General features: G+C 58.9%; 23 protein-coding genes, 2 pseudogenes and 1 other annotated feature. Of the genes and pseudogenes, 17 read left to right on the forward strand and 8 right to left on the reverse strand.

The window, feature by feature from the left end; genetic code table 11:
- Nucleotides 1–189: 189 nt before the first annotated feature.
- Nucleotides 190–399: a hypothetical protein gene (locus ACQ5BM_RS30655; protein WP_429819395.1), complete on the forward strand. Its 210-nt coding sequence runs from the start codon at nt 190–192 to the stop codon at nt 397–399.
- 52 nt (nt 400–451) lie between these two features.
- On the opposite strand, the gene ACQ5BM_RS30660 is transcribed toward ACQ5BM_RS30655, so the two are convergent.
- Entirely contained in the window at nt 452–751 is a 300-nt protein-coding gene (locus ACQ5BM_RS30660) for a hypothetical protein (RefSeq protein ID WP_429819397.1), read from the reverse strand.
- A gap of 808 nt (nt 752–1,559) precedes the next feature.
- Between ACQ5BM_RS30660 and ACQ5BM_RS30665 the strand changes: the two genes are divergently transcribed.
- The 10 genes from ACQ5BM_RS30665 to ACQ5BM_RS30710 all read left to right on the forward strand — a co-directional run bounded on the left by ACQ5BM_RS30665 (nt 1,560) and on the right by ACQ5BM_RS30710 (nt 13,489).
- Nucleotides 1,560–2,504, forward strand: a complete 945-nt coding sequence (locus tag ACQ5BM_RS30665; RefSeq protein ID WP_429819525.1) for a TAXI family TRAP transporter solute-binding subunit — start codon at nt 1,560–1,562, stop codon at nt 2,502–2,504.
- A 77-nt stretch (nt 2,505–2,581) separates the two neighbouring features.
- The gene (locus ACQ5BM_RS30670) at nt 2,582–4,705 is read left to right on the forward strand and encodes a TRAP transporter permease (protein ID WP_429819399.1); all 2,124 of its coding nucleotides are present in this window, start codon (nt 2,582–2,584) and stop codon (nt 4,703–4,705) included.
- The gene (locus ACQ5BM_RS30675) at nt 4,702–5,067 is read left to right on the forward strand and encodes a DUF1850 domain-containing protein (RefSeq protein WP_429819401.1); all 366 of its coding nucleotides are present in this window, start codon (nt 4,702–4,704) and stop codon (nt 5,065–5,067) included. Before ACQ5BM_RS30670 ends, ACQ5BM_RS30675 begins: the two co-directional genes overlap by 4 nt.
- A gap of 149 nt (nt 5,068–5,216) precedes the next feature.
- Complete coding sequence (locus ACQ5BM_RS30680; RefSeq protein ID WP_429819403.1) at nt 5,217–7,031, forward strand: ATP-binding protein; 1,815 nt, start codon at nt 5,217–5,219, stop codon at nt 7,029–7,031.
- Nucleotides 7,028–8,380, forward strand: a complete 1,353-nt coding sequence (locus ACQ5BM_RS30685) for a sigma-54-dependent transcriptional regulator (RefSeq protein ID WP_429819405.1) — start codon at nt 7,028–7,030, stop codon at nt 8,378–8,380. The genes ACQ5BM_RS30680 and ACQ5BM_RS30685 overlap by 4 nt, the downstream gene beginning before the upstream one ends.
- A gap of 126 nt (nt 8,381–8,506) precedes the next feature.
- The gene (locus ACQ5BM_RS30690) at nt 8,507–9,598 is read left to right on the forward strand and encodes an alkene reductase (RefSeq protein WP_429819407.1); all 1,092 of its coding nucleotides are present in this window, start codon (nt 8,507–8,509) and stop codon (nt 9,596–9,598) included.
- Between the two features lie 30 nt (nt 9,599–9,628).
- A complete protein-coding gene (locus ACQ5BM_RS30695) occupies nt 9,629–10,207 on the forward strand; it encodes a TetR/AcrR family transcriptional regulator (RefSeq protein ID WP_429819409.1) in 579 nt (192 codons plus the stop codon).
- A 94-nt stretch (nt 10,208–10,301) separates the two neighbouring features.
- Nucleotides 10,302–10,592 (forward strand): YciI family protein, encoded by a 291-nt coding sequence (locus ACQ5BM_RS30700; RefSeq protein WP_429819411.1) that lies wholly within the window; start codon nt 10,302–10,304, stop codon nt 10,590–10,592.
- 257 nt (nt 10,593–10,849) lie between these two features.
- Nucleotides 10,850–10,905 (forward strand) — a sequence feature (sul1 is cis-regulatory element that is thought to sense ions involved in sulfur or methionine metabolism; They are found in Alphaproteobacteria).
- A gap of 72 nt (nt 10,906–10,977) precedes the next feature.
- Nucleotides 10,978–12,462 carry a SulP family inorganic anion transporter gene (locus ACQ5BM_RS30705; RefSeq protein WP_429819412.1) on the forward strand — a complete coding sequence of 495 codons (1,485 nt, stop codon included), beginning with the start codon at nt 10,978–10,980 and terminating at the stop codon, nt 12,460–12,462.
- Between the two features lie 757 nt (nt 12,463–13,219).
- The gene (locus ACQ5BM_RS30710) at nt 13,220–13,489 is read left to right on the forward strand and encodes a hypothetical protein (protein WP_429819414.1); all 270 of its coding nucleotides are present in this window, start codon (nt 13,220–13,222) and stop codon (nt 13,487–13,489) included.
- Nucleotides 13,490–13,819: 330 nt separating this feature from the next.
- Here the strand turns inward: ACQ5BM_RS30710 and ACQ5BM_RS30715 are convergent, their stop codons facing one another.
- Nucleotides 13,820–15,607, reverse strand: coding sequence for an SLC13 family permease (locus ACQ5BM_RS30715; RefSeq protein WP_429819416.1), 1,788 nt, complete (start codon nt 15,605–15,607; stop codon nt 13,820–13,822).
- A 925-nt stretch (nt 15,608–16,532) separates the two neighbouring features.
- Here ACQ5BM_RS30715 and ACQ5BM_RS30720 point away from each other — a divergent pair.
- Nucleotides 16,533–16,709: pseudogene (locus ACQ5BM_RS30720) on the forward strand (transposase); the annotation flags it as partial.
- Nucleotides 16,710–16,873: 164 nt separating this feature from the next.
- Nucleotides 16,874–17,049, forward strand: a pseudogene (locus tag ACQ5BM_RS30725) (ISKra4 family transposase); the annotation flags it as partial.
- Nucleotides 17,050–17,433: 384 nt separating this feature from the next.
- On the opposite strand, the gene ACQ5BM_RS30730 reads toward ACQ5BM_RS30725, so the two are convergent.
- The 5 genes from ACQ5BM_RS30730 to ACQ5BM_RS30750 form a co-directional block, all read right to left on the reverse strand.
- Nucleotides 17,434–17,730: a type II toxin-antitoxin system RelE/ParE family toxin gene (locus ACQ5BM_RS30730; RefSeq protein WP_429819418.1), complete on the reverse strand. Its 297-nt coding sequence runs from the start codon at nt 17,728–17,730 to the stop codon at nt 17,434–17,436.
- Nucleotides 17,727–17,987 carry a type II toxin-antitoxin system ParD family antitoxin gene (locus ACQ5BM_RS30735; protein WP_429819420.1) on the reverse strand — a complete coding sequence of 87 codons (261 nt, stop codon included), beginning with the start codon at nt 17,985–17,987 and terminating at the stop codon, nt 17,727–17,729. The genes ACQ5BM_RS30730 and ACQ5BM_RS30735 overlap by 4 nt, the downstream gene beginning before the upstream one ends.
- A gap of 591 nt (nt 17,988–18,578) precedes the next feature.
- The gene (locus tag ACQ5BM_RS30740; protein ID WP_429819423.1) at nt 18,579–18,818 is read right to left on the reverse strand and encodes a hypothetical protein; all 240 of its coding nucleotides are present in this window, start codon (nt 18,816–18,818) and stop codon (nt 18,579–18,581) included.
- Between the two features lie 242 nt (nt 18,819–19,060).
- Nucleotides 19,061–19,288 carry a hypothetical protein gene (locus ACQ5BM_RS30745; protein WP_429819425.1) on the reverse strand — a complete coding sequence of 76 codons (228 nt, stop codon included), beginning with the start codon at nt 19,286–19,288 and terminating at the stop codon, nt 19,061–19,063.
- Nucleotides 19,269–19,664, reverse strand: coding sequence for an STAS/SEC14 domain-containing protein (locus ACQ5BM_RS30750; protein ID WP_429819427.1), 396 nt, complete (start codon nt 19,662–19,664; stop codon nt 19,269–19,271). The genes ACQ5BM_RS30745 and ACQ5BM_RS30750 overlap by 20 nt, the downstream gene beginning before the upstream one ends.
- A 133-nt stretch (nt 19,665–19,797) precedes the next feature.
- Here ACQ5BM_RS30750 and ACQ5BM_RS30755 point away from each other — a divergent pair, with 133 nt between their 5' ends.
- The 4 genes from ACQ5BM_RS30755 to ACQ5BM_RS30770 all read left to right on the forward strand — a co-directional run bounded on the left by ACQ5BM_RS30755 (nt 19,798) and on the right by ACQ5BM_RS30770 (nt 22,921).
- A complete protein-coding gene (locus tag ACQ5BM_RS30755) occupies nt 19,798–20,133 on the forward strand; it encodes a hypothetical protein (protein WP_429819429.1) in 336 nt (111 codons plus the stop codon).
- A gap of 979 nt (nt 20,134–21,112) precedes the next feature.
- A complete protein-coding gene (locus ACQ5BM_RS30760) occupies nt 21,113–21,355 on the forward strand; it encodes a type II toxin-antitoxin system Phd/YefM family antitoxin (RefSeq protein ID WP_429819431.1) in 243 nt (80 codons plus the stop codon).
- A complete protein-coding gene (locus ACQ5BM_RS30765) occupies nt 21,352–21,771 on the forward strand; it encodes a type II toxin-antitoxin system VapC family toxin (RefSeq protein WP_429819433.1) in 420 nt (139 codons plus the stop codon). The genes ACQ5BM_RS30760 and ACQ5BM_RS30765 overlap by 4 nt, the downstream gene beginning before the upstream one ends.
- A complete protein-coding gene (locus ACQ5BM_RS30770) occupies nt 21,761–22,921 on the forward strand; it encodes a site-specific integrase (RefSeq protein WP_429819528.1) in 1,161 nt (386 codons plus the stop codon). Before ACQ5BM_RS30765 ends, ACQ5BM_RS30770 begins: the two co-directional genes overlap by 11 nt.
- Nucleotides 22,922–23,090: 169 nt before the next feature.
- Here the strand turns inward: ACQ5BM_RS30770 and ACQ5BM_RS30775 are convergent, their stop codons facing one another.
- Nucleotides 23,091–23,660, reverse strand: a complete 570-nt coding sequence (locus ACQ5BM_RS30775; protein WP_429819435.1) for a type II toxin-antitoxin system VapC family toxin — start codon at nt 23,658–23,660, stop codon at nt 23,091–23,093.
- Nucleotides 23,661–23,728: the final 68 nt, after the last annotated feature.

Consider the following 23,728-nt stretch of genomic DNA (forward strand, 5'->3'; position numbering starts at 1 on the left):
GGCTAACTTGCGGCCGCTTCTCTATCGTTAAATCCACGGTTCTCACACTGTCTATATTGACGTCCATATAGACAGAACATCCAGTTCGCCTCACTTCTCAGCAAGGCGGCCCACCTCGGATGCGTACACTTGCTTTGACCGGGTGAGGTTTTTGGAGGGAAGCAGATCGTCACCCGGTGAGTGCTTGACATGGCGTTCGGCATTAGTGCAGTGGGTTGGAACGATACAACTGAGATGATGGCGACCATGAAACAAATGGTCGAATTCTGCGGACCCATGAATAAGCGGCGTTTAGGTCCCAAACTCTCCAAATGGCAATTGATCGGGATTGCGATCATTTGTGCCCTTGGGCTTGGGCAAATCCTGGGCAGCATTGTCTGGTATGTAGCTCATAAATGACGGTCCCGCACGCCGCGGCGAATGTTGCCGGGATGCCTTCATTGCTTGAACATCAGCGTGGAAGCTGTTGAGACCGTTGTTCGCGCTCGTCCTTGTGCAATTCGCCAAAGGACGGAGGCTCTTTCTGGCGCTCCGTTGAGGCAACCCCACTCGAGCTAGACGTCTTTCCCTCTCCGGGGTCATGCTGCCCTAGCAGCTTGGCCATAAGCATGGGGAGGGCAATCGCGAACACGAGGATTGCTACGAACGGCACAAAGTTCAGGATATGGCGGGTGATAGTTGCGGGAGGCCTGACCGCCAGTTCTGGAGAAACGCCGGAGGCCGCGCATATCCGGGTAAGAAGTTCGAACATCTTTGTCCTCCATCATCGACGATCCCAATGCAAGGGAGCCCGCAAACGTTAGGCGAGATCGACGATAAGGCGAACGGAGGGTCGGACGAACTGAAGCCATTCAGCACGGCCATGCATCACCCGCACACATGCAAAAATCTGACATGGGCGGAACACGCGCTCTGACTGCCGGCGTTAAAGATAATGGAAGCCCAAGGGCCCCAACGAAAGGCCCCAAGCAAGAACAGTGAAGCCAAAGCCTATTATCGTCCCAATGCGCCGCGCGATGGGAAATTGCTCACCATCTTCCATTCGTTCTCTCTCTCTCTCTCTCTCTCTCTCTCTCCCGTTGATCGAATATCCCACTCTACTTCTTTTTCCGATAAATGACGTTACTTTTTCGGGGACAACCGCTCTTGAAACGGTTGGAATGCCTGGATGCTGGACGCTTGGACATAATGGAACATTGTCGGCGCTGAACATGAAGACGGATTTCCGGGTGGCAAGGAGTGAGATTGCTCGTGCCGACCGGCTGCGGTAGCCCTGCGCCGCCGAGCGCATTTTCAACGCGCCGCCCTGAGCATTTGCGATAAGCACCCACCGTCACTGGACCACAGATGAACGAGGGCACGAGCCACTATTCAGGCAAGAATCCGCCGGAAGAAGATCGAGGACAGCGGAAACTTGCCCAAATTTGCGTGCGGCAGCGAGGAGTTTCCGGGGAATCGAAGGTAATGTGGTTGGCCCGGATCTTGCTACAGTCGAGAGGGACGCAAACGGAGAGGTTGCGTCCCCGAATACAAAGGGAGGAATTTGAATGAAAAATCTCATGACGCGCGCAGTCATTGCGGCCATCACAACCATTTCCATCGCCCTGCCAATGTCGTCCGCGAGGGCTGACGAGTTCGTCAACGTTTTGACGGGTGGCACGTCGGGTGTCTATTATCCGCTTGGGGTCGCACTATCGAAAATCTATGGCGACAAGATCGAGGGGGTTCGCACCCAGGTCCAGGCGACCAAGGCTTCGGTAGAGAACCTGAACCTGTTGCAGCAGGGGCGTGGCGAGATTGCCTTTGCGCTTGGCGATTCCGTCAAGCTTGCCTGGGAGGGCAACGCCGAGGCGGGCTTCAAGGCGCCTCTCGACAAGTTGCGCGGTATCGCTGCGATCTATCCCAACTACATCCAGATCATGGCGTCCAAGGAATCCGGTATCGCAACGCTCGCCGATTTCAAGGGCAAGAGCCTTTCCGTGGGCGCCCCGAAATCCGGAACGGAACTCAACGCTCGTGCCATCCTGGCAGCCGCCGGCATGAGTTATGAGGATCTTGGGAAGACGGAGTATTTGCCGTTTGCCGAGTCCGTCGAATTGATGAAGAATCGCCAGCTCGACGCGACACTCCAATCGGCAGGCCTCGGTGTCTCGTCCTTCAAGGACCTCGCGACATCGCTCGACGTGCAGATGGTGTCGGTGCCTGAGGCGATCGCCGCCAAGCTCGGAGCGCCCTACATCGCCGCAACGGTTCCGGCAGGGACCTATCAGGGACAGGAAAGGGACGTTCCGACCGTCGCGGTCGTCAACTTCCTCGTGACCCATTCCGAGGTTTCCGACGAAACTGCCTATCAAATGACCAAACAGCTTTTTGAGAACCTGCCGGCCATGGCGGCCGCTCACAAAGCGGCCGAGAAGATCAAACTCGAGGACGCAGTGAAGGGCATGCCGATCCCTCTGCATCCGGGTGCGGAGCGCTACTACAAGGAAAAGGGTCTGCTCTGAAGAGTTGAGGCCGTCCATGCGACGATGGGGGGCGCCGCATGGACATCCTTTTCCAGCGCATACCTCGGGAGGAACTAATGCGCCACAACGATGTACCGATCGGTAGCACGACCGTCGATCTCAACCAGCACGATGCGCTCGCAGGCGGCTTTCCCGCGACCGTTGAGGGGCGCCTGCTCTTTGCGATCGCATTCCTGTTTGCCATCTTTCAGATCGCCACGGCAGCTCACCTTATCGACCCGCCGAGCCAACTCGTGCGCGCAATTCATGTCGGTTTCGTTACCGTGCTGATTTTCCCGCTGCTGGCAGCGATGGCCGGCACGGGCAAGGCTGCGCGCGCAGCTGCCTGGGGTTTGTCGGCGGTGGGAATGGCCGTTGCTTTCTATCAATGCTACGAATATGCGGATCTTCTGGTTCGGGCCGGTGATCCGTTGCCGATCGACATCGTTTTCGGCGTGCTCGGCATTGGAGTCGTCTTTGCCGCCGCCTGGGCCCTGATGGGCCCGGCGCTGCCCGTCATTTCCGGGTTGTTTCTTGCCTACTGCCTGTTCGGGGAATATCTGCCCTCGCCGCTCAATCATCGAGGCTACGATTTCTCGCAGGTCATCGACCACATGGCCTATGGCACCGAGGGAATCTACGGAATCCCGACCCTGGTCTCCTCGAGCTACATCTTCCTTTTCATCCTGTTCGGCGCCTTTCTGGAAAAGGCGGGTATGATTCAGCTCTTCAACGACGTCTCGCTTAGCCTTGTCGGGGCCCGGCGGGGCGGGCCGGCGAAGGTGTCGATTATCTCCTCGGGGCTCATGGGGACGATTTCCGGCTCAGGGGTAGCCAATGTGGTCACGACCGGACAATTCACGATCCCCTTGATGAAGCGCTTTGGCTATCGCCCCGCTTTTGCCGGCGGCGTAGAGGCGACCGCATCGATGGGCGGCCAGATCATGCCCCCGGTCATGGGCGCCGTAGCCTTCATCATGGCCGAAACGCTTGGCGTGGAGTATCACGAAATCGTCAAGGCAGCGCTCATCCCGGCGATCCTTTATTTCGCGTCCGCGTTCTGGATGGTGCATCTGGAGGCTGGCAAACAGGGACTGCTCGGACTTCCAAAAGCCGAGCTTCCCTCGGCCCGCGCGGCAATCGCCCAAGGCTGGTACCTGATCTTGCCGCTTGCCGCACTCGTTTGGCTACTGTTTTCCGGCTATACGCCGCTGTTTGCCGGCACGGTCGGCCTTGGCTTCACGCTATTGTTGATCCTCGGCAGTTCCATCGCGCTCGGGATCAATTCGACAATCATCCGCGCCATTTTTTGGATCGGCCTCGGTCTTGTCGCCGCCGCTTTTTTCCAATTCGGCATCAAGGTCATCATGGTTGCGCTGGCCGCACTTGTGATTGCCAACGCCATTGATAAAGGCGGGCGGCAAACACTTCTTGTTTGCCGTGACGCGCTTGCGGAGGGTGCAAAAACAGCGCTGCCGGTGGCGATCGCTTGCGCACTCGTCGGCGTTATCATCGGCACAATGACGCTGACGGGTGCGGCCAACACCTTCGGTCAGTTCATCGTGTCTGTTGGCGGCAAGAGCCTCTTTCTATCTCTGCTGCTAACGATGGTCACCTGCCTCGTGCTTGGCATGGGTATCCCGACAATCCCGAACTATATTATCACCTCGTCGATTGCGGGCCCCGCGCTTCTGGAACTCGGCGTGCCGCTGATCGTCAGCCACATGTTCGTGTTCTACTTCGGTATTCTCGCCGATCTGACGCCGCCGGTGGCGCTCGCCTGCTTCGCCGCCGCGCCGATTGCCCGCGAAAGCGGCCTCAAGATTTCGTTCGAGGCCATAAAGGTTGCCGCCGCAGGGTTTGTCATCCCCTTTATGGCCGTCTATTCGCCGGCCCTCATGCTTCAGGACGGCGGCCCGCTTGCCGCGACCCTTGGTTATCCGGCGGCCGTTGCCTACATTGTCTTCAAGACCGGGTTTGCCATCGGGCTTTGGGGGGCTGCCGTGATCGGCTTTGCTGCAGTTCGTCTTTCACCCTTCGAGCGTGCGCTTGCCACCGCTGCTTCCTTCAGCATGCTCGCAGCCCTGCCGGCCACCGACGAGGTAGGCTTCGCGCTCGGGGCGCTTTTCGCACTTCTGAATTGGCGAAAGGCAAAGAGGGCTGCGAGAAGCCCAGCGGCGACCACGACGAGAGCGGCATGAGCGCCTTGCTTTGCATAACCGGCGGCAAGGCCATCACCATTGCAGCCGGCCTCTTCACGCTGGGTTGGACCCATTCCGTGGAAAGGACCGGCTGGCAGGAAAGCTGGGCGATTACCGCGGACGGACTGGTTCTGCAGGAGGCGCGCGCGAAAGGATCAGGCGCTGGGATGGAGCCCGGCGAGGGCGCGCGACTAGAGGATGGATGGTGGGTGTGGCAGCCGCATCTGCCGCCACAGTCCGAACTGGTGCTCGCCGCATCGGGCGCCACCCTTTCCGGCTGGACGCTGTGCGATATTGGAACTTGCACGGAACTTGGCCGGCGCAGCGGCGAGCCAATCGTGCTCCGCCCCTGTAGCCAATGATGAAGCGCCAGCTGCAAACCCATCCGGATCGACAAAACGACATCCGCAGCGGATCGGATGACGACCCGAAGGTACTCCCCTGTTTTCGCGCTGCGGAAGTGACGATAGAGTCAGCGAGCAAAAGGAATCGAAGGCGAATTGATCCGAGAATGACGCGCACCATCGGCCGAATGACGATAGCCATGCTCGTCCTGACGTGCATTGTGCCATTCGTTGCTTACTATCTCGCCAACGGCGTGGCGCTCAATACGTTGGAAAACCAGCTTCAGCGCAGCCTCGTTTTGACCAAACGGGCCATTGCAACGGAAATCGAGCGCTTTCGTTATCTTCCTGTCGTCGTCGGCGAAGACGCGCGCGTGCGTGCGCTCGCCCAAGGTGAGCGTAGCGCGTTGGCGCTTGCGGCCGCTAATAACTACCTGGAAACGATCGTTCGGCAGGCGGGACCGGCTGAACTCTATATTCTCGACGAGAACGGCACCACGTTGGCTGCGAGCAATCACGCGACGCCGGAGAGCTTCGTCGGCCACGACTATAGTTTCCGCCCATATTTTAGAGAAGCGATGCGGGCGGGAGACGGCCGTTTCTACGCTATCGGCGTGACGACTAAGAGGCCGGGCTACTTTCTCGCCTCGCGCATTGATGTCGCCGAGCAACCGCCGATCGTCGTCGTGGTCAAGGCCGATCTCTCCCCGCTCGAACTTGCCTGGGAAGCCGCGGGCGTTCAAACGGCGATCGCGGACCGGTTTGGCGTCGTCTTTCTTTCCGGCAATCCACAGTGGAAGTACCGACCATTGGTGCCGCTTGGCGAGGCGGCCGCAACGAGACTGGCCCAGGAACGCACATACAATGGTGCCGATCTCGCGAGAGCGAACCCCATCCTGGCGACCGGCAGCGACTTGCCCCCGGGCGGACCCGAAGAGCCGGCGTTTCGCATCAGTGACGTGGACGGTCAATTGCTTGCTCGCTTCTCGACGGTTGAACCCGACGGCTGGCGGGTGCTGGCGGCAACCAGCATGGAAGATACGGCAAAGCTTGCCGGCTTCTGGGCGCTTGCAACGCTGATTGGCTGCCTCTTGACGACGGGCGCTCTCTATTTCCTGCACCATCGCGCCCAGATCATCCGCATGCGGCTGCGTCAGGGAGAAACACTCGAGCGGATGGTGGCGGAACGCACAGAGGATCTGGCCTGCGAGATCGAAATGCGCCGGAAAACCGAAGAGGAACTGCGCCGAATGCAGGAGGGGATCATCCATTCGGAAAAGATGGCTGCGCTCGGCCGTATGTCGACGGCCATCGTGCATGAGGTAAGCCAGCCGCTCGCGGCACTCGACGCCACGCTCGCGACCGCCGGCGTCTTGGCGGACAAGGACGAGGTTACTGCCGTCGCCACACGAATCGTCGATGCGCGCGCGCTCGTCAAACGCATGCAACGCACGATCAAGCACCTAAAGACTTTTGCGCGCAAAGATGCCTCCGAACTGGAGGGGGTTGCAATCGATACCGTCATACACAACGTCGTGGATCTTGCCGCACCGCGGGCAAAGGTCCTTGGATTGGTCCCTGCCATCGAGGCAACCGCTCCTTCGCCGGTAGTCACCGCCGTCGCGCTCAAATTGGAACAGGCGATGCTGAACCTCTTGCTCAACGCGCTAGATGCCGTCGAGGCGCGTTCCGATCCATCGATCGTCATCCGGCGCACTCAGGACGACAAGCGCGTCGAGGTGGCGATCATCGACAACGGAACGGGAATAGCCTCCGAGTATCGCGAGCGCATCCTCGAGCCCTTCTTCACAACCAAACTGACAGGCGAAGGCCTAGGGCTTGGACTGTCGATTGCTACCACGATTGTTAGGGAATGCGGCGGGGAAATCCGCTTCGAAGCGGTTAATGGCGGTGGAACCTGCGCGACGATTTCCGTGCCCCTTGGTCACGCGAGATGCAATGATCTGGAAGCCGCGCAATGAGCCGAGGGCGCGTATTCCTGGTTGATGACGACCGCGATCTTCTCAAAGCCGCGGCGGACTGGCTTACTATCAGTGGCTTTTCCGTCGACACTTTCCATCGGCCGGAGGAAGCCTTTCAGCTCCTCGCGCGACAGGAGCCGGATGTGGTGGTGACAGACGTTCGGATGCCAGGCATCGACGGTATGACATTGCTGAACTCGATTGTCCGTCAGAGAAGCGATGTCCCGGTCGTTCTTATCACCGCACACGGCGACGTGAGCCTGGCAGTGCAAGCTATGAAACAGGGGGCGGAGGACTTCCTAGAGAAGCCCTATGATGCAGAACGCCTTCTCTCGGTTCTCGATAAGGCCGTCGAAAAACGGCGGCTGAAGGAAGAGATCGGACGCCTGCAGGGACTTGTGGGCGAGCGGCGGGAGATCGGCGGCATCGTTGGTGACAGCGCGGCGATTCGCGCATTGCGCGAGCGCGTCGCCATGCTCGCAGATGTCGACATCGACGTATTGATCGTTGGAGAAACCGGTACGGGCAAGGAACTCGTTGCGCGAGCTCTGCATCAACAGAGCCGACGGTCTGTCGGTCCCTTTGTCGCGATCAATTGCGCCGCCTTGCCCGAGAGCATATTTGAAAGCGAGATCTTCGGACACGCGAAAGGCGCCTTCACAGGGGCAATCACGGAGCGGGAAGGCAAATTCGAGCATGCCGGCGGTGGAACTCTCTTTCTCGACGAAATCGAATCGATGCCATCGGGATTGCAGGCTAAGATCCTGCGAGTGCTACAGGAACGAGCGGTGGAACGGCTCGGAGAAAATCGGCTGCGACCGGTCGACGTGCGCGTGGTGGCCGCCGCCAAAAGCGATCTTTCGGCCGACATCGCCGAGGGGCGCTTTCGTGAGGATCTCTTCTATCGGCTGGCTACCGCCGACGTCTATATTCCTGCCCTTCGGGAACGTCGGGATGATATCGGCCTGCTGTTCGTGCATTTCGTGAACTTAGCCGCCCGTCGATACGGCCGGGCCGAGCGATCTGTCTCGACCGAAATCACCAGCGTGCTCCAGCAGAGGGACTGGCGCGGTAACGTTCGTGAGCTCAAGGCGCTTGCTGAACGCTTTGCCCTTGGCCTCGATGAACCTGTGTCGTCTGCCGAAGCCAATCCGCCAGTGCTGTCGTTGCCGCAGCGGATGGCGGCCTATGAAGTCCGACTGATTTCCGAAGCGTTCAATCTGAGCGCCGGTAACGCCGCACGGGCTGCGTCAAGGCTTGGCATTCCGCTACGCACATTCAACGAAAAAATGAGCCGCCTCGGTATCAGTGGGCTTCGAAAGAGACGCCTGGACAACCTCGAACACTAACAGTCCAGCAAAGACGGTGGCCAGGTTCGCCGCGCATGGAATGGATAAGGACGTTGACAACCTAGGACAATTGACCTAATCGTTGCACTAGGACAGTTGACCTAATTCGATTTGAGGAAAGAATTGATGGCCGCAGATCTCTTCAGCGCCTTTCAGCTTAACGACTTGACGCTTTCCAGCCGCATGGTCATGGCGCCGATGACGCGCAACCGTGCCGATCGCAGCGGCAACGTGACGCCGATGATGATTACGCACTACCAGCAGCGTGCCACTGCGGGACTGATCATCTCGGAGTCTACCCCTGTTTCTGCACAAGCTGTCGGCTATCCCCACACTCCTGGCCTTTTCGCCGATACGCATATGACCAACTGGCTCCGACTGACCAACGCGGTGCACTCCTCCGGGGGCCGCATTTTCGTGCAATTGCAACATTGCGGCCGGATTTCCCATCCGAGCCTCCAGCCGGGAGACGCCGTCCCAGTCGCGCCATCGCCGGTTCGTCCATCCGGCAAGGCAGTCACATACACCGGGATGCAGGATTTTGTGACGCCGCGCGAACTTACGGTCGAGGAAATTCCAGGCCTCGTCGCTCAGTTTCGACATGCCGCGGAGTTGGCAAAGCGTGCGGGATTCGATGGAATCGAGATTCACGGAGCGAATGGATACCTGATCGACCAGTTCCTGCGCGACGGCAGCAACCGGCGAGGTGACGCCTACGGCGGCAGTGTCGGCAATCGCATGCGACTGCTGAATGAGATCCTCGACGCCGTCAGTGAGGTTTGGCCTGCAGGAAGGATTGGTGTGCGTCTGACACCGGAAAATAGCTTCAACGCCATGGCGGATTCCGACCCGCAAGCTCATTTCGAGTACATCATCCGGGAGCTTGGCACGCGAGGCCTTGCGTATGTCCACGTGCTTCAGGGGGACATGTCGAAAAAACCGTCCGCGGTTGACTACCGTGCTCTGCGGTCGTGTTTCTCTGGCACATACATCGCGAACAACGGCTATGACTTGGACCTTGCCAAACAGGCAATCGTAAGTGGCGATGCCGATCTCGTGGCATTCGGCCTGCCCTTCGTCGCCAATCCCGACCTCGTCCGGCGCTATCGACAGGGATTGCCGCTAAATACGGCTGATCCGGCGACTTTCTATGGTGGGGACGACGCCGGATATACTGATTATCCGTTCTTCACGGGCGAAGAGGCCTCCGCTGCCTAAGGCATCCGAAGACCAACAGGAGGCACTACGATGGCAAATCGAGCGACACGCGAGGAGATTGTCGGCGTAGCGGACGATCTGTTCTACCGCAGGGGATTTGAGCACACATCCTTTGCAGACATCGCCGAGCTCGTGAAGATATCACGAGGCAACTTCTATCACCATTTCAAGACGAAGGACGACATTCTCGAAGCGGTAATCCAGAAACGCCTTGCTGATCGCGATGCGATGCTGAAGCGATGGGAGATGGAGGCCAAGACACCGATCGAGCGGATCGCCAGCTTTATCGATATCCTGACCGTGAATGGGGAGAAGATCAAACGGTATGGATGCCCGATCGGAACCTTAACAAGCGAGTTGGCGAAGCTGAACCACGCGGCGCAGCCTGACGCGGGCAGATTGTTCACGCTATTCCGGACATGGCTTCGCCGTCAGTTCGTCGCACTCGGCCGAGAAGCGGATGCGGATGTGCTTGCCATGCATCTTCTCTCCCGAAGCCAGGGCGCAGCGACCCTATTCAATGCCTTTAAGGATCAAAACTTCGTTCAGCGCGAGGTCGATCAGATGAAGGACTGGTTGAAGGATATCGCGGCCAAGGCTTCAACTTGACCGAGGATAAACCGCCTCGAACAAAACCGCTCGATGCGTCGTAGCGCAGCGAGGCCTCTCTCATTCCACCATAGATCAAAAAGCAGGACAGTCCATGTTTATCGTATTTCTCAGATTTTCGGACAACAGATCGCAGGCCGCCCAATTCCTTGAAGATCACAATGCCTGGATCAAAAGAGGCTTCGACAGTGAGACTTTTCTTCTTGCAGGCAGCCTCCAGCCGAACGCGGGCGGGACGATTCTCGCCCACAATATTGATCGGAAAAGCCTTGAGGCGTTGGTTCAGGAGGACCCTTTCGTGACAGAGCGCGTCGTCAGCGCCGACATCCACGAAGTCACGCCGGGCCGCGTTGATGAAAGGCTCATTTTTCTCAAGGATAATTGAGCGATACGCTGACACTGACTTGGAGTCGTAACGCTGGAGAAGCATGGCTGCGGACCCGCATCTTAACGGGGGCCAAGCCCCGTCTGGGTGCCAAATCGCCGGACGCCGTCCGACGACACAGGAACTTTCCCCGTTAATTAATCGCGACACGTGTTCAAGGTCCGTATCTGACTATCTGCAACGAACAAGCGAAAAACTGATCTTAACCTGGGTTACTGTTGTCTTCGAACGATATCCAGGTTACCAGAACCCATCCACAAGGACCCGGTGAAACTCCGGGTGGCTCTTCTGGCCGCCGATCCGCCAGACAACACAGCAACGCAACTTCTGTACCCACAGGACCGAGCCCCCTCGGCCCGTTGCATTCAACTGTGAAATTTTCCCCATGCGCGCTTTTTCAAACTACCGTCATGAGTGGTTCTCCAACATCCGTGGCGACATTCTCTCCGGCATCGTCGTCGCCCTCGCCCTCATTCCGGAAGCGATCGGCTTCTCGGTGATCGCCGGGGTCGACCCCAAGGTCGGGCTCTACGCCTCCTTTGCCATCGCCTGCGTCGCCGCCATCACCGGCGGCCGTCCGGGCATGATTTCGGCGGCGACCGCCGCAACCGCAGTCGTGATGGTCACGCTCGTCAAGGAACACGGGCTCCAGTATCTCTTTGCCGCCACGATCCTGATGGGCATCATCCAGATCGCAGCCGGCTTCCTGAAGCTCGGCCGGGTGATGCGCTTCGTATCGCGCTCGGTCATCACCGGCTTCGTCAATGCGCTAGCGATCCTCATCTTCATGGCACAGCTGCCGGAGCTGATCGGCGTCCCGGTCGAGACCTATGTCATGATCGCCGGCGGGCTGGCGATCATCTATCTCTTCCCATACGTCACCCGGGCGGTGCCCTCGCCGCTGGTCTCCATCGCCGTGCTCACCCTCATCGCCTGGTGGACGGGCATGGACCTGCGCACGGTCGGCGACCTCGGCGAGCTTCCCTCGTCGCTGCCCTTCTTCATGCTGCCGCAGGTGCCGCTCACCTTTGAAACCCTTCAGATCATTCTGCCCTATTCGGTGACACTCGCGGCCGTCGGCCTGCTGGAATCGCTGCTGACCGCCCAGATCGTCGACGACATGACGGACACGCCGAGCAACAAGAGCCAGGAATGCATTGGTCAGGGTGCCGGAAACATCGCTTCCGCTCTGATCGGCGGCATGGGCGGCTGCGCCATGATCGGCCAGTCCGTCATCAACGTGACGTCAGGCGGCCGCGGCCGGCTGTCGACCTTCGTGGCCGGAGCGTTCCTGTTGTTCCTGATCGTCGTTCTCAACGATCTCGTGCGCATCATTCCGATGGCGGCCCTGGTCGCAGTCATGATCATGGTCTCGATCGGCACCTTCTCCTGGCGCTCGATCCTCGATCTCGGGCGCAATCCACTACCCTCCTCCGTCGTCATGCTGGCAACGGTCGCAACGGTCGTCGCGACGCACGATCTCGCCAAGGGCGTCATCACAGGCGTGCTTCTCTCCGGCATCTTCTTCGCCGGCAAGGTCGCAAAACTCTTCAGCGTGACCAAGAGCGGGGAAACCGCCGGCACCACGACCTACGGCGTGAAGGGACAAGTCTTCTTCGCCTCGGCCGAAAGCTTCGTGCAGGCATTCGACTTCGCGGACGTGGCCCAGAAGGTGGTGATCGATCTGAATGCGGCCCATCTCTGGGACATCACCGCCGTCGGCGCGCTCGACAAGGTCGTGATCAAGTTCCGCCGCCTCGGCGTCGAGGTCGAGGTGCTGGGCTTCAACGAGGCGAGCGCCGACATGGTCGATCGCTTTGCGTTGCACGACAAGGAGGAGCGGCGCGCCGCCAGCGCTGCGCTGCATTGATCAAGGAGCGGGGCTTAATTTTGCCACCCCGCTGACCCGGCATGTCAACGCTTTTTTCCTCATCGTACGAAGACGTTTCAATCTCGATGGAACGCTCGCACTCGGCGCAGAACTCGTCGTGGTAGCGGGAACCAATAGGCGTCTCAGCGATTGAAGTAGATCTGACACAGCCGCGGGGAGCGTTCGAGAGTTGTCGGCGAACGGGCATCTCACGCCGGCTCAAATCAAACTAGCAGCTAAACAAGAAACTCGACTCGTCGAAACGACAGGACGTACCCATTGGGCAAGCGTTTGCTCTTCACCCCTCAATGCGAGCTTCACCGCAATTAGCAATACTGAACCCCTTACCCGCGGATAGGTCAGCCGCGTGCCGCGTGACTGTCAGGTCACCACCAAGATCAAAACGCGAAGCCGGAGAAGATGCCCTGACTCTGGTTCACAAGATACTAGATGTTGAGTTACGCAATTTTCGAAGACAGGGCGCCTTTCTACAACCTGCTTGCCCGCTAACAGAAGGAAGCGGACGGTGACTGCCCTGTTGCCTCGGTGCAGCGCGTGCAATGTCATGCCGATTGAACTCGCCCCTTGCGGCGGTGGCGTTGGGACCTGCTCGGGCTCTAATACGATGCCGTAATGCTCACCACACCGCTTTCGATGAGATCATGCGCGTCCCATTTGGAGCTTGTCGGGGCGCCGTGGCCTGACCAATGGACCAATGAACGGGATGGTCGTTTCGGTAAGTGGCAGGAGGCAAATTTTGAACTCAAATGTTGCCGCGGCATTTGATCCGTCACCGCCGATGGGTACTATGCTGACGCTACAAACCGAAAACAGGAAGTTGATTCGCATGGCCAATGAACACGATCACCTATTGGACGCGGCAGTGGCTCTTGATGCGGGAATTGGCAGGAGATCTGCGAGAATTGGCGAAGCGGGCGAACTGCCGGAGGATGTGACGGAAGTTCCACACGAACGCGATGTCACGGCAAGCCGTGGTGGCGGAACCGAAGCAGATGGCGACAGGTGAACGGGTCGATACTGACCTCATCATACGCTTCGTGTTCGACACGAACGAGCAGCGCGGGTTTCACATCGTGCGCCTGGAACTCGCGGCATGGATATAGGAAGCGATTGTGCTGCGCCCTCGACTTCGGTCATCACCGATTGGCGGCTTGATTCAAAACCCAAACCAAACCCTGTTGCGGCAGGCACTCTGGAAGCTAATTTTAGCGGCTCGAATGCTGCATCAATGACATCTGCCGCGTAAAAGCGGTCACCGGAACGTTGATCAAGAGGAACCTCACGCCCCACTTGCTAGACAGACCAGCCGCCATCGGCGTCTATCCCACATCGAACCTTACAACGGCCAGAAGATTGGAATGACGAGCGTCGCCGTCGCCCACATGAGCACATTGAGCGGAAGACCGATTTTTATGAAATCCGTAAAGCGATAGCCGCCGGCATTGTACACGAAGGTGTTGGTCTGATAGCCGATGGGCGAGGCGAAGCTGGCGCTGGCTGCGAACATCACAGCCACAACGAATGGTCTCGGATCGACGCCGAGCGCGTTCGCAAGCCCCGCCGCTATCGGAGTGAGCAGGATGGCGGCAGCATTGTTGCTCATCACCTCGGTGAGAAGTGACGTGATCAGGTAGACCGCTGAAAGAACGGCGAGTGGTCCCATGGAACTAACGAGGCTTGCAAATGCTTCAATGATGAGGCGCGCAGCGCCGGTCCTGTCCATGGCGATACCGAGCGCCAGCATGCCAAAAATCAGGAACAGGATGTTCCACCTGATGGATGTGTATGCTTCCTCCGCCTCAAGACACCCCAACGCAATCACCGCTACCGCTGCCATCAGGGCCAAGGCGACGATGGGGAGCACCTCGAATGCGGCCAGCCCGATCACCAGAAGGACGACGCCGATCGCTATTGGGGCTTTATTGCGCCTCAAGGGTTTCTCGCTCGGTTGTACCAGGTTGATCAGTTCTCGATAGTTGAACATTCGGCGCATGCTCTCAGCCGGACCTTCAAGCAGGATCGTATCGCCCATCCGCAAGCGGACGTCACTGAAATTGCCGCCGATGCTCTCGCCTTGGCGATGTATAGCCAGCATGTAAGCCCCATACAGGCGCCTCGGGGCGAGATCCGCCGCATGTCGGCCGATGAACCGGGATTGCGGCCCTACTATACCTTCCATCACAACAGTCTCACGGGTCCCGATCGGTTCGACCGCGTGCGTCTCGCCGGTGCCAAACGCAACGGCGCTGGCCTCACGGAGGGCCAGCATGTCTCCAACTTTGCTGCGGACTACGACCCGGTCACCGGCCCTCAATGCCAGATTGTCCAGGCTCCACCGATGGGAAACGTCGTCACGCAAAACGTCGACAACCCTGAAACCGCGCTCCTCGGTAAAACCGGCGTTCTTGAGCGTCTTGCCGATGAGAGTGGAGTCCACAGGGATCAGCACCTCTGCCAGGAACTTGCGATCTTCCGATTTGGGCAGCAAGGCGGCCAGGCTATCGCGATCGGGCAGAAGCCATCGTCCGGCAATCGCCAAATAGGCCGTGCCGACGGCGGCCATGATTGCGCCGGCAGCCGTTATCTCGAACATGGCGAAGGGTGCGATCCCTTGCCGCTGCGCGACGCCGTCCACCAGAATGTTGGTCGACGTGCCGATAAGCGTCGTCGTCCCGCCAAAGATGCTGGCAAAAGACAGCGGTATCAGAAATTTGGAGGCGGGCTGCTTCAATGTGGCAGCAAGACTGATCACTACCGGTGTAAGGATGACAACCACCGGCGTATTGTTGATGAATGCCGACATCACGATCACGCCGACCATCATCGTGACCAGCGCAACCAGCGGTGACCATTTCGCCGCACGGGAAACCACTCGACCGATCCCGTCAATGACACCAGTGCGTTCCAGGGCTGCGCTAAGGACGAACATCGCGCCGACTGTCACCGGGGCGCTGTTGCTGAACACGCTCAAAACATCGTCCGTATGGAGGATCCCGAATGCGACCAAAAGAGCTACAGCGCTCATGGCAACCACGTCAGGGGAAATCAGTTCCCGGATGAAGCCGAAGAAGACGACGACCACGAGGACCAGAACGATGGCAATTTGTATCGAATTCCAATCCATATGCGCTTTCTCAAAGGGGAGGTTTGTGGGAGGGACGTAGCCCTATGCTTAGCTTACGTATGCTGCTACCGGGCCGAGAAAAAAGCGCGGATGTGAGACTTACTTTACCGTTTCATACGGGCATTGACGAGGCTGTTGGCGGCGCTTTCAGCCGGCGAACTGGATATCGGCTGATCGGACCAGTATCGCCGACAGTCGTTGACGATCGAAGCAGCGTTCTGCCCCGTTCAGCCTGGCGATCGTGATCGTACATTCCACCGCCATCGTCGCCTCCTTCATTGAGGCAACCAAGATGGCCATCCGGCACTAACAGTTCGTGCGTACCCCAGAAAAGTTACCAGTCTCCCTAACAACAGACCATTCGCGCCCTACATCAGAGAGTGCGCATATGATCTCCGACCTCTCAGCGGCTTCATCAATTGGTGGAGCCATTTTGGCCTCTTCATTTCCTCCGGCGAGGCCATTCCTTTTGATGCTTCCGAGCCCTTTTCTTTGTGCTCCCCCTAGCAAGGAAAGATTTGCACCCTAAATAAGGAGATGCGCATGTATGTCCCCGCCCTCCGGTGGCTGAATGCGAGCAGGCTTCATCATTAATGGAGCCATTTTGGCCTCGTCGCTTCCCCCACGGCGAGGCCTTTGACTTACAAGAGTCTATTGCGTCAAGCCTGTCAGAGGCCGATCATTCTCAGACACGAACGTGACATCGGACTTAAGTCTTATGCTCCCGCGAAAAGGCCCCATTCCGTTGTCCTTCCGAAATTTTTCGATCACGTCCCGGCAGGTGGTGTAGGTGGCGGGAGGTAGCAAAGCCGAACGCACGCGCGCTTCTCGTTGCGCTGTAGCGGGTGATCGGGTTTGCGGGCGGCCATCAGTGTTTTCCGCCGAGGTCGGGTTGTTCAAGACCAGCCTGATGGAAAGATCACCAATGACCGACGAGATGATGAACCTGCGCTCGCTTGTTGAGAAGAGTGCGGACGCGGATTTGCTGCGGGAGATGATCGGCTTTGCCGCCGAGAAGCTGATGGAGCTGGAGGTCGGGGCGAAGACAGGCGCGGCCTATGGGGAGAAGAACGCTTTTCGGCTTGCCCAACGCAACGGCTACGCGAGCGTGGCAAGCAAGTCGCGCGGCTATCTCACCGGCGCACACGCGTACCATACGGCTCACCTGTGGGAGATAGGAACTGACGCAGTTCCAGACGGATCAAGCCGCCCAGCGAGATCGGAAGTGCCAAGACTGTAACCGTCGTAGCTCGGTGCATGATAGTAGGTCAGCCGATATCCAGTTCACCGGCTGAAAGTGCCGCCAACAGCCTCGTCAATGCCCGTATGAATAAGAAGCGCAAATGCGATGGACGCCGATCGGCACTCATCGGGTTCTTCAAACCCGAGCCAACGTGGCGGACGGCCGTCTCAAACAGGCAAAGCTCGACCTCGCAGCCTAACCCCTAGCTTTTCCCGCTCCCTTCATCGTTTTACTCTGGCACTTGAGGTGAAGCTTCATCAGCCTGATATCATGGAGGTAATCCTGCTCCGGCCAAAACTCACAATCCGGATCGATGTGGTATTGGTTGCGAGTAAAGCACTCGAACAGATTGATGCCGTCCCAGCTGCTGCTCAAGGCTTTTCGCTATATGATGGAACGGCGAACCGGGCCCGTCCTTGTCCCTCATTTTATGAAGGCACAAATGGATGTGTTGCAACATGTCAGTCCGCACGTAGCTGTTCAAAAGCCTGAGCGAGTGGGCCGGTATCTTACTGCAAAGCCCATCTTGTCCTCCAGTGGCAGGTCCGACAAATCATGTCGGCGGAATTCTTCCGGCATCGGCCTAGCCTTCAAAAAGTATGGCGGCATAATCGATTGCACCATGCAAAACATGGACAATGATCACTTGTTCTGCTTCCACACGGTAGAAAATCAGATAGTTGCCATGCACTTGGCGGCGAATGCCGTAGCCTTCATATCGAGGCACCAAAGGGAAAGCCCGCGGGGAGGTTGCGAGAGACAGGCATTTCTGTTCCAGCTCATCAACAAACGACAAGGCTCGGGATGGATTTTCCTTCGCGATGTAGTCACCGATCTGCTGCAAATCCAACTTGGCTTCAGTCGTGAAGCAGACTTTCATTTGGCCGAGCCCGGCAACATGGCCTTGTAGCGCGCCCGCAGTTCGCTGAAGACTTCTTCAGAAGGATGTGTACGACCAGCATCAGCATCGGCAACTCCGCGCATGATGGAAGCATCGAGCGCAGCAAGGCGCGTCTCGCGGTCTTGAACGAGCCGCACGCCTTCACGCAGAACCTCACTCTTCGAACCATATCGGCCCGTTTCAACGAGTTGCTGGATGTAGCTTTCAAGCTGCTTACCAAGATCAGCACTGATCATGTGAATTTCTCCATCGGTCACGATGCCATCGTAGCTCGCTTATCAACTATTATCAAGTACAGGCAACCTCCTCCACGCGGCGAACAAATGTGACGCCGGTGAATGTCACAAAATGATGGACTTTGGGCCAATGTGACTGCCCAGGAACGGAACCACCCAAATGTGGATTGTGTATCCGTTAATATGCCGGCCTTTTTATGCGCGGCGATCAGGATGAGGTGCGCCAGGACAAGCTGGCGCGTTCCAGCCGGTGAAAGTCCGGCTCGGGTAAGGGGTAGCTCCCGCCCGATAGTAAGTGTTGCGGCGTGGGCGGTGACGACCACGGCGAAGCGTACACAGCAATCATGCGGGGTATGGGAGTGAGCCACGATAATGATCAGATCGCAGGGGCCGAGACTTTCTCATCCGTCGAAGGCAACATGGGCGGAGCCGATACGCGAGGCGCCGTCGCCCTGCCGGGGTCTAGGGCCATGCCACGCATGAAAGGAACGCGTCGGAACCTGGGAGTCTCCTGTCTGGCCGGGTGGCGTCAGCCACGCCGGTCCGCATCGGAAAGGCGAGGAGCCGTAGCCGATGATGGACGGACAGAAGTCAGACTCCGGCATAGTAGCTGGCGCGCCATCGCGCGCCCGGCGGCTCGTTCATTTGCCCGAAGACGAGTGCCGTGCGCGCCAGTACGCCCGACTCCTTGAGTTCTAGCAACAGTTCATGCCCTTCGCGCGAGCGCTCGCCGACGCCCGCGAACACGGAAATCCCAGCGTGCTTCTCGACTGTCGTGCGGATCAACTCCATGATGAGCACGGTCTTGCCGACACCGGCGCCTCCGAACATCGCCGCCTTGGCGCCTTGGACAAGCGGGGCGAGAAGGTCGATGACCTTGATGCCCGTCTGAAAGATTTCCTAGGCTGCGCCGAGACGGTCCAGCCCCCGGGCTGTGGCATGAATGGACCGATAAGCCGTCCCTGCTGGCAGAACTGGACCACGGTCGGCGGGGTTCCCGACGGCGTCGAGCAGTCGCCCGAGCACCACCTCACCCGCGGGCACGCTGATCGGCGCGCCCATGGCGCGTCCGACTACACCGCGACTAAACCCGCGGTGTCATCCAGCGCGACCGCACGGATTGTCGTGGAATCGAGATGCTGTTGGACCTCGGCTACGAGCGGCTTGCCTTCCTGGCGCACGATGGCGATGCCCTCATTGATCGCGGGCAGCACGCCATCCGCAAATCGAATGTCGACGACCGAACCATGGATCGCCGTCAGGTATCCCGAGAGTGCCACGTCATGGGAGGGGTCTGCCATCACGCACCCGCTCCTCCGTGGGTGCAATCCAGTCCTTCGCGGCAGCCAGTTCGGAGACTTTGAATAACCTGACTGCGCTGGGGAAGAACGGGGAGAACATGGTGACCGCCGCCCGCAGCCAGGTGCTATCCGTAACAACCGCAACGTGCGTGAATTGACGCCAGTGCTTGAAGCCGAACGTGGCATCATCCCATAGGGCTTCGAGTTCATAGCCGCCGAAATCAGTACCGGCGACATAGAGCATCTTGATCGGCCCCTGGACCATCTTCGCCTCGGCGGCTGGGATCAGGACTTTGTGATAATCCTCGTGTGTCACCTTGCCTGTCGCTTCGACGCCCAGCACGTCCGGCGGCAAGCCTTTGATCAGCTTCAGCATGACAAGCCTCCAGCCTAGAGTGGGGACCACATCTCACCGATTCCCGAAGCCGCTATAGTCTCACGCCAGCCCTTGGCGACATTGATGCGGGTCAAACGCCTGCACTTACGGTCAGGAGGCCGGCCTCGTTCAGGTGCCGCTGCCATACGCCTTGCGATGGCGACCAGCAAAAACCGTTCGCCTCGAGCAGGCGGCGGGTGCCCCTCCGCCGCCCAATAGCGAGGCGTTAGATCGATCGATATGCACCCTGCGCGATCTCGCCCAGCGCCTCAACAAATACCGCGAAGTCATTCAATCGCGCAGCCAGCTCGTCCAACTCGATATTCGCGCGCCGGTCAGAAAAGTGGGTGAGGGCGTCGAGCTGGTGTTCGATCGCCTTCGCCGCGATACTCGCGGCGAAGGTTCCGACCGCGATGACAAGCGCCCGGTTATCGACAATGGCGACACTTATGGCCGTGGTCAAGGGTGATGGATGAACTTTTCCGCCCCATGTCCTTTGTCACAGGTTTGTCCTTCGTTGATTGGAGACAGCACGTGGACGGGATGGGCCTTCAGACGACGGTTGATCCAGCTCTTATCCGCGGATTGGTTACCGCACTTCCGTAATTCGTCTTGGGCTATCCCTGTTTAGTTGTAGGGCGTTGGGGACGATGGAACGCCAGCCACATAGTACCAAACGGGAATTCCCCACCGTGGCCACATCCCGTCGCCGTGCTGCCCGGTTTTTTCCGCCGGGGGATCCGACGCGGACAGAGCCCTCAATCCGGCGGCGCCCGCGCCGGTGTGGGTTTTACTTTACCGTTTCAAACCGAAAATCGCCATATCGCCGCTGGGTTTAGACCCTAAACGTCGGACGATTTTCCGCTAACGATTTCAGCGCGTCACTTTTTGCAAGGCCATTGCAATACCGAACATCAACAGCAACTTAGGCACTTGCGAGCAGCGATCGTCGATAAGCGTTCGTTCTGGAACTTGGGCGTGCCAGCGCGGCTCAAACCACCGCGCCAGCGCGACCGCTCCGGGTCAATCTCACCAAGGTATCCGGGCTTTGAAGGGCCCCTCGCCCGTACCTCGCTGAAACCGCAAGATAAAAATCGAGAGGCGAAATTTCAGCTTAGCGCTGCAATTTAAATCCTTAAATAAAAGCCACACACCAAATCTGCCCCGGTTACGCCTTGTACAGCATCTTTGCCGTCTTCAGTGATCATTAACCATATGAATTAGCGCTTCAAATTTCACAAACGGAAACCAATTTACTACTTACTTCCGTCAGCCGGACGTGAGTTTTCGCAGCTATCACTGTCGATAGGTATCAAGTATCGATAGTGATGTGGTCTACTGGTTGACCAACTCGTAAATGGGCCCTATCTTCGAGCAGAACGTCAAATTCGCCATCGTCGACCATCTGCCCATTTGCCGACGAGAGACCGATTTCAACGGAGTTCCCCATGAGCGTCACCGTCAAGGTCGCCGAGGCCAAAGCCCATCTCTCCGAACTGCTGGTGCGCGTCGAAGCCGGCGAGGAGGTGATCATTTCCCGCGGCAACGATCCGGTCGCCCGGCTTTCGCGGATCAACAAGGACAACGAGCTCACGGCGCTGATCGCCGAGGTGCGTGCGGCCAGGATGCGGGCAAAACCGGTCAGCAACGACGAGATCCTCGACTGGAAACGCGAGGGACAAAAGTTTTGACCATCTTTGTTCTCGACGCATCGACCGCTGCTGCCTGGCTGTTACCGGAGGAATACAGCGAGGCGGCCGAGCGGCTCATCGCCAGCATCTCCAGCCATTGCCCGGTACCCAACCTGTTCTGGCACGAGACGCGCAGCATTTTGATCAGCGCTGAGCGGCGACAGCGGATTGCCCCCGGCCAGGCGCTGAACGCGATGGCCCGGCTCCGCCGGCTTCCTCTTGAGGACACGGGCGCCGGTCAAGACGGTTCGGTGCTCGAACTCGCAAGCGCGCATGGCCTGAGCGCCTACGACGCCGCCTATCTCGACGTCGCAGTCCGTCAATCCCTGCCGCTCGCCACCCTTGACCGCAAGCTCGCCGGCGCGGCCCGCGCCGAGAGGATTCAGGTGCTGGGGCCGTTTGAGAATGAGCATTGACCTTACAGCGTCGCAAGCAGAGCGGCGCGCCGAAGAACTCGACGCGCTCGACGCCATCCTGCCTTTCGATCGACGCGATCAGCTCGCCACTCTTCTGACCGACGAAGACGTCGCGACGCTCAAGCATCTCGCCAGCGAAGGCATGGGCGACAATACGCTGCGCGCACTCGCTTCCGACCTCGGCTACCTCGAGGCTTGGTGCCAGCTGGCCACGGAAAACCCCCTCCCCTGGCCGGCGCCAGAAAGCCTGCTGCTCAAATTTGTCGCCCATCACCTGTGGGACCCGATCAGACGCGCCGAGGATCCCAGCCATGGCATGCCGGCGGAGGTGGAAGAGGGCCTGCGCGCCCGCGATCTGCTGAAGGTCAACGGACCGCACGCGCCAGACACGGTACGGCGCCGGCTGACGAGCTGGTCAATCCTGACCCGTTGGCGCGGCCTCACCGGCTGCTTTGATGGGCCGTCGCTGAAAGCCGCGCTGCGTCTCGCCGTCCGCGCCAGCGCCCGACCGCGACAGCGCAAGAGCAAAAAAGCGGTCACAGCCGACGTTCTGGCGCAATTGCTGCTGGCCTGCGCCGGCGAAAGCCTGGTGAACGTGCGCGATCGCGCACTGCTGTTGATCGCCTTCGCCTCCGGCGGTCGCCGCCGCTCGGAAGTGGCGGCATTGCGGGTCGAGGATCTCACCGAGGAAGAGCCGGTGCGTGTTGATCCCACCGACAAGAACTCCCCTCCCCTCCCCTGCCTGTCGATCCGACTCGGCCGCACGAAGACGACGACGAGCAATGACCACGAGCAAGTGTTCCTGATCGGTCGGCCGGTGATGGCGTTGCGACGCTGGCTTGAGGAAGCCAATATCCAGTATGGCCCGGTGTTTCGACGCATTGACCAATGGAGGAATATTGATCGCCGGGCTTTGACGCCGCAGTCGGTCAATCTGATCCTGAAGAGCCGCTGCAACCAGGCGGGGCTCGATCCGGCTTTGTTTTCAGCGCATGGCTTAAGATCGGGCTACCTGACTGAGGCCGCAAACCGCGGGATTCCGTTGCCCGAGGCGATGCAGCAGTCACGGCACAAATCGGTTACCCAGGCGGCGAGCTACTACAACAACGCGGAACGCAAACACGGAAGGGCAGCACGGTTGATCATTTAATGCCATTTAATGCCCGTTTGAGCAGGTATTAATCCAGTGAGCGCATAGGTTCGACCGAGGACGGCGGGCCCCCAGGGTCGTTTGATTTCAGCCGAACGAGAACCTTGAGATCGCCTCTTCGCCGGAAGACTTGCCAGACTTGAGCAATTAATGATCAACAGCGCACTATTCAATTGGTCGAGCGGTAAAACAGAACCCGGCCAGTCGGCATCAGTTGCAGTAGGTAATCGAAGTCGCTGACGTTGGCGGTAAGAACGGTAAGGCCCAGTTTTTGGGCCTGGAGAAACAAGACGCAGTCGTGAAGAGCTCGTAGCCGAGCGTCGCGGTGGTAGCCCTGCAGCCGACACAACTTGCCGGACAGCAAAGCGGCCCGGCCCAGAACGTCCGCATCAGGCGTGAACACGCGATGGGCCGGCATCGCCTTAACCGTGGCTCTGATTTGTTGAATAGCTGTCTTCGTTCCTTTGTGTGCCCGGTCGAGCACGCCGACGGTTTGCATCAACTCCTGGATGGCGATTGTAGAGTGATTGCTGGGGCGAATATCAAGCAAGTCCGCCACAAGCTCTGGGGCTCGCCCTTGCAGTCCATCGATGTAGACGCAAGTATCAAGTAGCAGTTCCAGCCCGGCTTCAGCGGGCTCGTCGAGGAAGGGCAGCTCTTTGTCGCTGCGCCTTGAAAGGGGCCGCCCGGGATCGAGCCTTCCCCAGCGAACCGCGGCGTCGAAATCAAAATCCGACAAGTCAGAAGCCGAGTTTCAGATCAGGGTCGACCGTTCCGCGGGTCTTGCGAAAAGCCGATCCAAAATCG

This window comes from Ensifer sp. B1-9, from assembly GCF_050474445.1.
Taxonomy (GTDB): domain Bacteria; phylum Pseudomonadota; class Alphaproteobacteria; order Rhizobiales; family Rhizobiaceae; genus Ensifer.